Source organism: Leisingera sp. ANG-Vp (assembly GCF_000813725.1).
In the GTDB taxonomy this organism is placed as follows: Bacteria; Pseudomonadota; Alphaproteobacteria; order Rhodobacterales; family Rhodobacteraceae; genus Leisingera.
Window position 1 is genome coordinate 83,308 of the sequence record NZ_JWLD01000008.1, and the last position, 9,154, is coordinate 92,461.

A 9,154-nucleotide genomic window follows, 5' to 3' on the forward strand; every position below is an offset into this window, starting at 1 on the left:
AGCTGTTTACGGGAGTTGCGGCAGAATGGGAATTGGGGGATAAGCACCTCAAGCGCTGTTTGCGGTAACAGAAATTCGGGCCGGAGGAGAGACCCCCAATGAAACGTTCGCGCAATGTGAAGATTGTCGCCACTTTGGGGCCGGCTTCCGAGACCTATGAGACCATCCGGGCCCTGCATGAGGCTGGTGCCGATGTGTTCCGCCTGAACATGTCGCACGGCAGCCATCCTGAGATTGCAGAAAAGCACAAGATCATCCGCCAGGTGGAGCAGGATCTGGACAGCCCGATTGCCATTCTGGCGGACTTGCAAGGCCCCAAATTGCGGGTGGGCGTTTTTGCCAATGGCGAGGAAGAGCTGGAGGAAGGCGCCAAGTTCCGCCTCGATCTGGATGAGGCGGAGGGTGATGTGTCCCGTGTCTGCCTGCCGCATCCTGAGATTTTCCAGGCGCTGGAGCCGGGGGCGCATCTTTTGGTCAATGACGGCAAGATCCGCCTGGTGGTGGACGGCTGCGGCGAGGATTTTGCCGATTGCACGGTAGAGACCGGCGGCACCATCTCGAACCGCAAGGGGGTGAATGTACCCGACGTGGTGCTGCCGCTTGCGGCGCTGTCGGAAAAAGACCGGGCGGACCTGGAGTTTGTCTGCTCTCTCGGCGTTGACTGGCTGGCACTGTCTTTCGTGCAGCGGGCCAAGGATGTGTTTGAGGCGCGGGCGCTGGCAGATGGCCGCGCCGCGGTGCTGTCGAAGATCGAGAAGCCGCAGGCGGTAGAGGATTTCGAGGCCATTCTGGATGCCTCCGACGGCATCATGGTAGCGCGCGGCGACCTCGGCGTCGAACTGCCGGTGGCAGCGGTGCCGCCGATCCAGAAACGGCTGGTGCGCAAGTGCCGGGCGGCGGCCAAGCCGGTGATCGTGGCGACCCAGATGCTGGAGAGCATGATCGAAAGCCCGATGCCGACCCGGGCCGAAGTCTCGGATGTGGCAACCGCTATCTACGAGGGCACCGATGCCATCATGCTGAGCGCCGAGAGCGCGGCCGGCCAGTATCCGGTGCAGGCGGTTGAAACCATGGACCGGGTGGCCACTGAAGTGGAGGCCGACCCGACCTATACCCAGATCATCACCGCCTCGCGCTCGGCCAAGGGCACCACCGTGGCCGACGGTATTGTCGCGGCGGCGCGGGAGATTGCCGAGAAAACCGAGATCAAGGCGATCTGCTGTTTCACCCAGTCCGGCACCACCGCGCTGCTGACCGCGCGCGAGCGCCCCGGCGTGCCGATCATCGCGCTGACCGCGGTGGAGGCCACGGCGCGGCGGCTCTGCCTCAGCTGGGGCTGCAAATGCGTGATGACGCCGATGCTGACCCGCTTCAAGGGGGCGGTGGTAAGTGCGGCGCGCGCGGCGCGTTCCGGCGGCTTTGCCGAGGAGACCGACCAGATCGTGGTAACCGCCGGCGTGCCCTTCAACGTGCCCGGCACCACCAACATCCTGCGCATTGCGCCGTGCGACGAGCGGCTGATCTACAGCACCGACCCGGAGTGATCGGCACTCCGGCCGTGTTGTTTGCGGACGGGGCAGGGGCGCTGTTTGATATCCCTCCGCAGGCGCCCTACCATTTCCCAAGGTGTTTCTGTTAACGAGGGAAGCGGTTCATGGATACGGATCTCGCATTGATCCTGGGGCTGGTGATCGCCGGGTTCACGATCCCGTCGATTCTATCGGCGCTGAGCGAGCGGCGGCCGCCGCGGGCGTCGGCGGTGACGGTGCTGATCGCCATCGGCCTGGTCACCTATGCGGTGATCGCCAAGCCGGGCGGCTATTCGGTGGGCGAGATCCCGGATGCGTTTTTCCGGGTTGTCGGGCGGCTTCTGTAGAGAATCTGCTTGCTCATCCCGCCGGCATTGCTTATTGGGCAGCTCTGTTCCGCGCGGCCGGCCGTCGAGGCATGCCGAGTCGCGCGTCTAGCGAACCCGCATTGAAGGAGACGGAAATGCCCAAGATGAAGACAAAGTCGAGCGCCAAGAAGCGCTTCAAGGTGACAGCAACTGGCAAGGTCATCGCAGGTCAGGCCGGCAAGCGCCACGGCATGATCAAACGCCACAAGAAATTCATCCGCGACGCCCGCGGCACCACCACCCTGTCCGCACCGGACGCAAAGATCGTCAAGGGCTTCATGCCCTACGACCGCTAAGAGGAGATCTGAGATATGTCCCGCGTTAAAGGTGGTACCACGACTCACGCCCGTCACAAGAAGGTCATCAAGGCAGCCAAAGGTTACTACGGCCGCCGCAAGAACACCTTCAAGGTTGCCCGTCAGGCCGTCGACAAGGCGAACCAGTACGCAACCCGCGACCGCAAGAACCGCAAGCGCAACTTCCGCGCGCTGTGGATCCAGCGTATCAACGCTGCTGTCCGTTCGCACGACGAAGCGCTGACCTACTCCCGCTTCATCAACGGCCTGAACCTGGCCGGCATCGAAGTGGACCGCAAGGTTCTGGCCGACCTGGCCGTGCACGAGCCCGAAGCTTTCGGTGCCATCGTCCGCCAGGCACAGGACGCGCTGGCTGCCTAAGGCGCCAGACGGATCTGAATTCAAAGAAGGCCGCCCTGTTCGGGGCGGCCTTTTTCTGTTTCTAGGGCCTGCCGGCCTGAAACTCTGACTGCAGGGTATTCCCCTGTGGCCGCAGGTTCTGGATGTTTAGCCTAAGGCCGCGCAGGGCTTCAAATGAGCGGCTGAGGAGCATTTATGCAGCTCCGTCCGCAGCCGGTCCTGCACAAAGGCTTCAATCCGGGGATCGGGCCGGGTGGCTCAGCCCGGCGCCGGCCCCCGGGCGATCCGGGTGCAGATCCGGATGATCTCATCCGCATCTGCCTGGCTTAGCCCGATGCGGCTGAACACTTCGGAGGAGACGCCGCAGCTTTTGCTCCAGATGCTGCGCCCGGCTTCGGTGAGCGAGACGATCTTCTGGCGCTCGTTCCCCTCCTGCACCTCCCGCATCAGCAGGCCTTTTTCCTCGAGCCGCCGCAGCATCGGGGTCATCGTAGCCTTGGAGACCTGCAGCCGGCTGGCCAGGGTTGAGATCGAGATGCGGTCCTCTTCGGCCAGGGCCATCAGCGCAAGATACTGCGAGTAGGTCAGCCCCTGGGTTTTCAGCAGGGCCTGATAGTGCTGCTCAACCGTGTGCGAGGCGGCGTGAAGCGCAAAGCAGAGCTGATTGTCCAGCCGGACGTCCGGCTGCGGGGATGGTTTGGTTTGGTCCGGCACGGCTTGCGGCTTTCGTTGTTGCGCTGGGGTTCCTCAGTAGCACTGAAAGTTTTGCTTGCAAATAGTTTGATAGCTAACTATTAGGTATCGAACTTACCAAAAACAGGAGCACCCAGCCATGCGGACCAGCTTATTCGCCATCTGCCTTTCGCTTGCGGCCCTCCCGGCCGCTGCCGAAGGCGAGTTCAACACCGAAGACGGATTTGCGGCTTTTGAGGAGCTGTTCGGCGTGACCGAAGGGAAGCGCCGCAACCACACCAAGGGGTTCTGTGTCGAAGGGGTGCTGACGCCGGTTGATGATGCGGTCAAAGCCTATTCCAGCAGCCCGCTTTTCACCGGCACATCAACGGTGATTGCACGGGTGTCCCACAAGGGCGGCAAAGCCAATCCGGCGGACGACAAATACGGCCTGCTTGGCATGGCGATGGAGATCACCACCGCGGATGACGACCTGCATGTGATTGCGATGAACACCGAGCATTTCTTCCCGGTGGCCACCAGCGAAGCCTTTATCAAGCTGCTGCGCGCCAAGGCGGCAGGGGGCGATGCGGTCAAGGCCTTTGCGGCGGCGCATCCTGCGCTGAAGGCCTATAAGGCCTATCACGGGGCGCTGGACAAGACGCTGCGGCCCTATGAGGGCACCACTTACAACAGCGTGAACGCCTTCTATCTGGTGAACGGCGCGGGCGAAAAGACACCCATGCGCTTTTCCTTCCGCCCGTCCGGCGCAGAAGGCATTGTGGTGGAGACCCACCCGGATTTCTTCCTGGAGAACATGCAGGCGAATATCGCTGGCGGCGGCGTGTCCTGGGATATGGTCATTACGCTGGCCAATCCGGGCGATGCCATTGCCGACCCTTCGGTGCAATGGACCGGCGATCACACCGAGATCGTCGCGGCCCGTTTCACCGCCACCGCCGCGATGTCCGAAGCTGACGGGCGCTGCGACGCGATCAACTTTGATCCGACAGTGCTGAGCGACGGGTTTGAGCCTTCTGAGGATCCGATGCTGGAAGTGCGCTCGCTGATCTATGCTCATGGGGTCGGCAAGCGCCTGTCCGAGCAGGACTAACGGCAAAGCGGACACCTTCAGGCGGAAGAGGCGGCAGGTTTGCCGCCTCTTTTTCGTTCCGGCGCCGGAGCGGGGGGCTACCACATCCGCGTCTTGGCGTATTCCGCGTATCCTTCGTCATAGGCGTCGGCCTCGAACCCGGCTTCCTGCTCCTTCAGGAACTGGCCGGCGGTGGGAACGGCGGGGCGGTCTGCCTCCGGATCCCACAGGCGGGAGCGCATCAGAGCCTTGGCGCATTGGAAGTAAAGCTCTTCCACGGTGATCACCGCAACAGTGGCAGGCAGCAGAGATTTGCGGGCAAAGGCGGCGCGGGCGTCCTCGTCCGCGGTCAGGAAAGCGGTGCCGTTGACGCGCACCACGTTGTTGCAGCCCGGCACCATGAACATCAGGCTGACGCGCGGGTCGCGGACGATGTTGCGCAGGCTGTCGAGCCGGTTGTTGCCGCGCCAGTCGGGCAGCCAGAGGGTTTTGCTGTCTGCGATCTTCACCGCCGGGCCGTCATCGCCGCGCGGGCTGGCGTCGGTGCCTTCGGGGCCGATGGTGGACAGGATCAGGAATTTGGACGCCTCGATCCACTGCTGGTACAGCGGCGTGAGCCGGGTGGCGACCTTGGTCAGCGAGCGCGGCACAGCGGCCTCGTAGAGGGTTTCCAGGGTCGCGGTATCGGTGATTTTCTGCATGGGGCGCCTCCTTTTGCGGGCACGCTACCTTGCCCTTTTGCACTGATGGGGCCAGTTTCGGTGCAAATGGGCCAAAATGCGGATATCCGGCGGCGGGGCTGGTCCTCGTCCGACGCGGTGCAGGCGCTACCGCACGGGGTGGCAACCTATGCGCGCCGCTATGCGGACGGCTATGTCTCAACCTGGCACGACCACCCGCGCCATCAGCTGGTCTATGCGGTGGCAGGGCTGATGATGGCCGAGGCGGATGGCACCGCCTGGGCAGTGCCTGCGGGATCGGGGCTGATCGTGCCTGCGGGGATGCTGCATGAGATCCGGATGGCGGGCGAGGTGCAGCTGCAGTCGCTGTATGTGGCGCCGGGGGAAGAAGGGGCAGAGGCGATGGCCGCCTGCCGGGCGGTGGCGGTTTCGCCGCTGCTGGCGGGGCTGATCGAAGCACTGTGCGCGATGGGCAACCCCTGGCCGCTGCCGCCGCGGGCGCATCACCTGAGCCGCCTGATCCTGCTTGAACTGGCTGCGGCGCCGGACACGCCGCTGGCGCTGCCCTATCCGCGCGACGGGCGGCTGCGCCGGGTTTGCGATGCACTGATGGCGGCGCCGGGCTCGGTGCGCACGATCGATCACTGGGCGGCGCTGGCGGGGATGAGCCGCCGGTCGTTCACCCGCAGTTTTTCCCAGGAGACCGGTTTCAGCTTCGGCCGGTGGCGCGAGCGTCTGCGCTGCCAGCTTGCGCTGCGGGCGCGGGCGCAGGGCGGGGATATGGAGCGGGTGGCGCAGGAACTGGGCTATGCCAGCCGCCGGGCGCTGCAGGTGATGATGCAACGGCGCATGTAAAGGGCGGCAAGGCGCCTCGCGGGTGCCGGGGCTTACAGGCTTTTGCCGTCGAAGATCTCTGCCGGCAGCCGCAGGGCGTCCAGCTCCTCGATACAGCCCAGGTTGACGCGCCAGGTGCCGGGGGTGAGGCGGGGTTCGACAAAGGTGTGGATGCCGCAAATGCCGCAGAAATGGTGCCGTGCGGCCTTGCTGCCAAAGCGGTAGGTCCTCAGCGCGCCGCTGTCTGCCGTGATTTCCATCTCTTCCTGCGGCACCGTGAAGGCTGTCAGATAGGCGGTCTTGCGGCGGCAGATCGAACAGTCGCATTGCATCGCACTGGTGATTATTGGCGCGCGGAAGGTGAAACGGACAGCGCCGCAATGGCAGCTGCCGGAGTAGGTCTGCATGGTTGGCCTCCTGCTGCTTCCGGGCGGCCAGATGCTGCTTGGCCGCGTACAAACCAAGGACAAGCCCCCCGTGTTCAAGGCTTGCTTGCAGGCCTGAACCTGATCTCAGGCCGCAATCCCGTGCGGGCCGTGGCGGATGATGGCCCATTGGCCGTAGCTGTCGTCCAGGTCCAGCGGGATGGCGGCGGTGGATTTGGTGGAACCGCTGCCGATCTCCGCCAGGGTGAACTCGATGCCGCCGGGGATGTCGATGCGGACCCGGTGCTCGCCGCCGCCGTGCGGGGCCTGGATCGGACGGCCTGAAGCCTGCAGCAGGCCGTCGATGTCGACCTTAGCGGTGCGGTTTTCGATGTCCACCTCGTAGCCGATCCGTTTGACCAGCGTTTCATGCACGGTGTCGCACATGGCACGGAACACCCACCAGTGGGTGGCTTCTTCGTCGGTTTCACCGCCGAGCATTACTGTGCTCAGGGCGTCGCGCTGGGCCTCGGTGGCGCGGTCGTCGATGATGGCCTGCAGCGCGCCTTTGCCTTCGAAGATCGGGCCGGGCCAGGCATAAAGCAAAGCGGCGCGGGTGCCGGCCAGATCGGTTTCGCCGAAATGGCCCTTGTCGATATGGATCACTTCGAACCCGGTGCAATTGCCGTGCGTGGGCAGATCCTCGAACTGGCAGGGGCAGCCGTAGTTGCAGTTGCAGTTCCCGAAGCTGCGGCCTTCGATATACCAATCCACATGTGCCATGGCTGTCCTCCGGTGCTGTCTGATGGGATCGCGCTGTGCCGCGCCTGCCCAGTATAGCACAGAACCGGCGGAGGCGCCGGGCTGCGGGCTAGGACCCGCTTGCCGGTGCCGCGGCGACGGGGAACAGCCGGTCGTAAGCAAGGGTGAAGCCGTAGGTGTAGAGCACCACAAAAGAGGTGACCGTCAGATCGGTCGCCAGCGCCTGCCAGAGGCTGAGGCCAAGCCACCAGATATAGACCGGCAGCGAGGTGATCAGCAGCGTGGCCTCAAACCCGGTGGCATGCAGCAGGCGGCCAAGGGTCGACCGGTCGCTGCTGACCCGGCCCGCCTTTGCATCCGCCTTGTCGAAGATCCAGTTGTAAAGCAGGTTCAGCAGCATCGCCTTGACCGACAGGAACGCGCCCAGCAGACCGATATCGCTGAGCGGCTTGTCAAAGAATGCGGCGCCAACCGGCACCAGGATGGCCATCAGAAAGATTTCGAAGCTGATGGTATAGCGCAGCCGGTCCTTGGCTGTGCGCATTGCAACGTTGCCTGCCACCTTGGGCCTCCATCGGTGAGTCTGGGTGTTTTGCTTTGTTCTATCCGGAATCAGTGGTACTTCCAGTCAGTATGTATCTGATATTCCGATAGGTGGGCGATGATGTCTCCTGAGAGCCTGCAGGCCTTTGTGCTGGCGGCTGAGCTTGGATCCTTTTCGGCGGCAGCGCGGCGGATGGGCAAGGCGCAGTCGGCGGTCTCCGCCGCTATTGCCAATCTTGAGATCGACTGCGGGCTGCAGCTGTTTGACCGCAGCGGCCGGTCGCCGGTGCTGACGAAAGCGGGCCGCGAGATGCTGCCGCATGCGCGCGGCATCCTGCTGGGGCACCGCGAGTTTGAAGCCAAGGCGGCGTCGATGGCCGAAGGGGTGGAGGACAGCCTGTGCCTGGCGGTGGAGCAGGGGCTGAACCTGGCGCCGCTTTGGGCGGCTTTGCGCGGTTTTGCCGAAGCCTTTCCGCATGTGGCGCTGGAAATCCTGCCGGCCGGTCCCAATGAGACCGCCAAGCTGCTGAAGGAGGGGCGGGCTGATCTGGGCCTGATGACCGAGCAGGAGAGCTACCCCGGCGGCTTCCAGTTCCGCGGTGTCGGCCACACGGTGGTGGTGCCGGTTTGCGGGCGGGCGCATCCTCTGGCGGGACAAGGAGCGCTGGCGCACCGCGACCTGCGGGCACACCGTCAGCTGGTGCTGCAAAGCCGCTCGCAGGAGGCGGAATGGCTGATCGGCGAGGCGCACAGCGCCTCGGTCTGGTGCGCCGGCAACCCGGATGTGATTGTGGCGCTGCTGCTGCAGGGGCTGGGCTGGGCCGAGCTGCCGCTGCCTGCGGTTAAGGCGCATCTGGAAAGCGGCGCCCTGGTGCGGCTGCACTATGGCTTCCAGCAGAGCGATGCGCTGGCTGGGGTTGATGTGGTCTGGACCTCGCAGCGGGTGCTGGGGCAGGCCGGGCAATGGCTGCAGCAGCATCTGCTGAAGCTGCCGCAGGAGGCGTGGCGGTGCTGACCGCCGGTGAGAGGTTCTGAAAGGCAGGCCGGGTGTCCGGCCTGCCTTCGGGTCGGTGATTGGGGGGTCAGCCGTAAGCGGATGTGTCCCAGAATTCGGGCCGCATGAACGGCGCCACCGCAATTGTCCTGCCGCTCAGCGGCGGCAGTGCGCCTGGCGTCAGCTCAAGCGCCATCCAGGATTCCGGAAGGGTCAGAAGATCCGGGTAGGGCGTTTGCTTGTCCGTCGGCGCAAACCCGTAGCGCGGGTAGAACCCGGGCACGCCCAAAACAAATACTGCATCCGCGCCGCGGGATTTCAGCTGGGCGATGCCGGTCTCCATAAGCTCTTTGCCGATACCTTGCCCTTGATAGCCGGGCAGCACGCCGCAGGGGGCCAGCAGGTAGCAGGCCGCGTCCGGATGGTCCTGAAAGACAAGCGGTGTGAACAGCACATTGCCGGCAAGCGTGCCGCCGCGCTGCACGCTGACGGACACCGTGTCCGGCTGTGCCAGGAACGCCGTGGCAAGCCGGGCAATTTCAGGGCCTTCTTCTGGACCAAAGGCCTGGCGGTGCAGCTCTGCTATGGTTTCTGTTTCCGAACGGTTCATGTTCAGTCTCCTTGTGAAGTCTTGAATTGGCCGCCCCGCGCAAGGGCG

General features: G+C 64.3%; 13 protein-coding genes. 7 read left to right on the forward strand and 6 right to left on the reverse strand.

Going from position 1 to position 9,154, the window contains the following annotated elements; all coding sequences use genetic code 11:
• Positions 1-98: 98 nt before the first annotated feature.
• The 4 genes from pyk to rplT all read left to right on the forward strand — a co-directional run bounded on the left by pyk (position 99) and on the right by rplT (position 2,574).
• Complete coding sequence (gene pyk, locus RA20_RS04095; RefSeq protein WP_039124889.1) at positions 99-1,544, forward strand: pyruvate kinase; 1,446 nt, start codon at positions 99-101, stop codon at positions 1,542-1,544.
• Positions 1,545-1,654: 110 nt separating this feature from the next.
• Positions 1,655-1,876, forward strand: coding sequence for a hypothetical protein (locus tag RA20_RS04100; protein WP_039124890.1), 222 nt, complete (start codon positions 1,655-1,657; stop codon positions 1,874-1,876).
• Between the two features lie 116 nt (positions 1,877-1,992).
• Positions 1,993-2,193 (forward strand): 50S ribosomal protein L35, encoded by a 201-nt coding sequence (rpmI, locus tag RA20_RS04105; RefSeq protein WP_039124893.1) that lies wholly within the window; start codon positions 1,993-1,995, stop codon positions 2,191-2,193.
• 15 nt (positions 2,194-2,208) lie between these two features.
• Positions 2,209-2,574: a 50S ribosomal protein L20 gene (gene rplT, locus RA20_RS04110; protein WP_008206278.1), complete on the forward strand. Its 366-nt coding sequence runs from the start codon at positions 2,209-2,211 to the stop codon at positions 2,572-2,574.
• A gap of 237 nt (positions 2,575-2,811) precedes the next feature.
• Here the strand turns inward: rplT and RA20_RS04115 are convergent, their stop codons facing one another.
• A complete protein-coding gene (locus RA20_RS04115; RefSeq protein WP_052248814.1) occupies positions 2,812-3,267 on the reverse strand; it encodes a MarR family winged helix-turn-helix transcriptional regulator in 456 nt (151 codons plus the stop codon).
• A 118-nt stretch (positions 3,268-3,385) separates the two neighbouring features.
• On the opposite strand from RA20_RS04115, the gene RA20_RS04120 reads away from it, so the two are divergent.
• A complete protein-coding gene (locus tag RA20_RS04120; protein ID WP_039124897.1) occupies positions 3,386-4,339 on the forward strand; it encodes a catalase in 954 nt (317 codons plus the stop codon).
• A gap of 77 nt (positions 4,340-4,416) precedes the next feature.
• Here the strand turns inward: RA20_RS04120 and RA20_RS04125 are convergent, their stop codons facing one another.
• Positions 4,417-5,019, reverse strand: a complete 603-nt coding sequence (locus RA20_RS04125) for a pyridoxamine 5'-phosphate oxidase family protein (protein ID WP_039124899.1) — start codon at positions 5,017-5,019, stop codon at positions 4,417-4,419.
• A gap of 66 nt (positions 5,020-5,085) precedes the next feature.
• On the opposite strand from RA20_RS04125, the gene RA20_RS04130 reads away from it, so the two are divergent.
• A complete protein-coding gene (locus RA20_RS04130; RefSeq protein WP_052248815.1) occupies positions 5,086-5,853 on the forward strand; it encodes an AraC family transcriptional regulator in 768 nt (255 codons plus the stop codon).
• A 32-nt stretch (positions 5,854-5,885) separates the two neighbouring features.
• On the opposite strand, the gene RA20_RS04135 is transcribed toward RA20_RS04130, so the two are convergent.
• The 3 genes from RA20_RS04135 to RA20_RS04145 all read right to left on the reverse strand — a co-directional run bounded on the left by RA20_RS04135 (position 5,886) and on the right by RA20_RS04145 (position 7,521).
• Complete coding sequence (locus RA20_RS04135; protein WP_039124901.1) at positions 5,886-6,239, reverse strand: GFA family protein; 354 nt, start codon at positions 6,237-6,239, stop codon at positions 5,886-5,888.
• A 105-nt stretch (positions 6,240-6,344) separates the two neighbouring features.
• On the reverse strand, positions 6,345-6,980 hold the full coding sequence (locus tag RA20_RS04140; RefSeq protein WP_039124903.1) for a DUF1326 domain-containing protein: 636 nt from the start codon (positions 6,978-6,980) through the stop codon (positions 6,345-6,347).
• 88 nt (positions 6,981-7,068) lie between these two features.
• Entirely contained in the window at positions 7,069-7,521 is a 453-nt protein-coding gene (locus tag RA20_RS04145) for a PACE efflux transporter (protein WP_082017908.1), read from the reverse strand.
• Positions 7,522-7,623: 102 nt separating this feature from the next.
• On the opposite strand from RA20_RS04145, the gene RA20_RS04150 reads away from it, so the two are divergent.
• Positions 7,624-8,517: a LysR family transcriptional regulator gene (locus RA20_RS04150; RefSeq protein ID WP_193748765.1), complete on the forward strand. Its 894-nt coding sequence runs from the start codon at positions 7,624-7,626 to the stop codon at positions 8,515-8,517.
• 67 nt (positions 8,518-8,584) lie between these two features.
• Here RA20_RS04150 and RA20_RS04155 read toward each other — a convergent pair whose 3' ends face one another.
• A complete protein-coding gene (locus RA20_RS04155) occupies positions 8,585-9,106 on the reverse strand; it encodes a GNAT family N-acetyltransferase (protein ID WP_052248816.1) in 522 nt (173 codons plus the stop codon).
• Positions 9,107-9,154: the final 48 nt, after the last annotated feature.

What these genes read in the sequence shown, in the direction of transcription:
- RA20_RS04140 (WP_039124903.1), bottom strand. Translation starts at nt 6,980, where the DNA reads ATGGCACATGTGGATTGGTATATCGAAGGCCGCAGCTTCGGGAACTGC.
- RA20_RS04135 (WP_039124901.1), bottom strand. Translation starts at nt 6,239, where the DNA reads ATGCAGACCTACTCCGGCAGCTGCCATTGCGGCGCTGTCCGTTTCACC.
- pyk (WP_039124889.1), top strand. Translation starts at nt 99, where the DNA reads ATGAAACGTTCGCGCAATGTGAAGATTGTCGCCACTTTGGGGCCGGCT.
- RA20_RS04150 (WP_193748765.1), top strand. Translation starts at nt 7,624, where the DNA reads ATGTCTCCTGAGAGCCTGCAGGCCTTTGTGCTGGCGGCTGAGCTTGGA.
- RA20_RS04130 (WP_052248815.1), top strand. Translation starts at nt 5,086, where the DNA reads ATGGGCCAAAATGCGGATATCCGGCGGCGGGGCTGGTCCTCGTCCGAC.
- RA20_RS04125 (WP_039124899.1), bottom strand. Translation starts at nt 5,019, where the DNA reads ATGCAGAAAATCACCGATACCGCGACCCTGGAAACCCTCTACGAGGCC.
- RA20_RS04100 (WP_039124890.1), top strand. Translation starts at nt 1,655, where the DNA reads ATGGATACGGATCTCGCATTGATCCTGGGGCTGGTGATCGCCGGGTTC.
- RA20_RS04120 (WP_039124897.1), top strand. Translation starts at nt 3,386, where the DNA reads ATGCGGACCAGCTTATTCGCCATCTGCCTTTCGCTTGCGGCCCTCCCG.
- rplT (WP_008206278.1), top strand. Translation starts at nt 2,209, where the DNA reads ATGTCCCGCGTTAAAGGTGGTACCACGACTCACGCCCGTCACAAGAAG.
- rpmI (WP_039124893.1), top strand. Translation starts at nt 1,993, where the DNA reads ATGCCCAAGATGAAGACAAAGTCGAGCGCCAAGAAGCGCTTCAAGGTG.
- RA20_RS04155 (WP_052248816.1), bottom strand. Translation starts at nt 9,106, where the DNA reads ATGAACCGTTCGGAAACAGAAACCATAGCAGAGCTGCACCGCCAGGCC.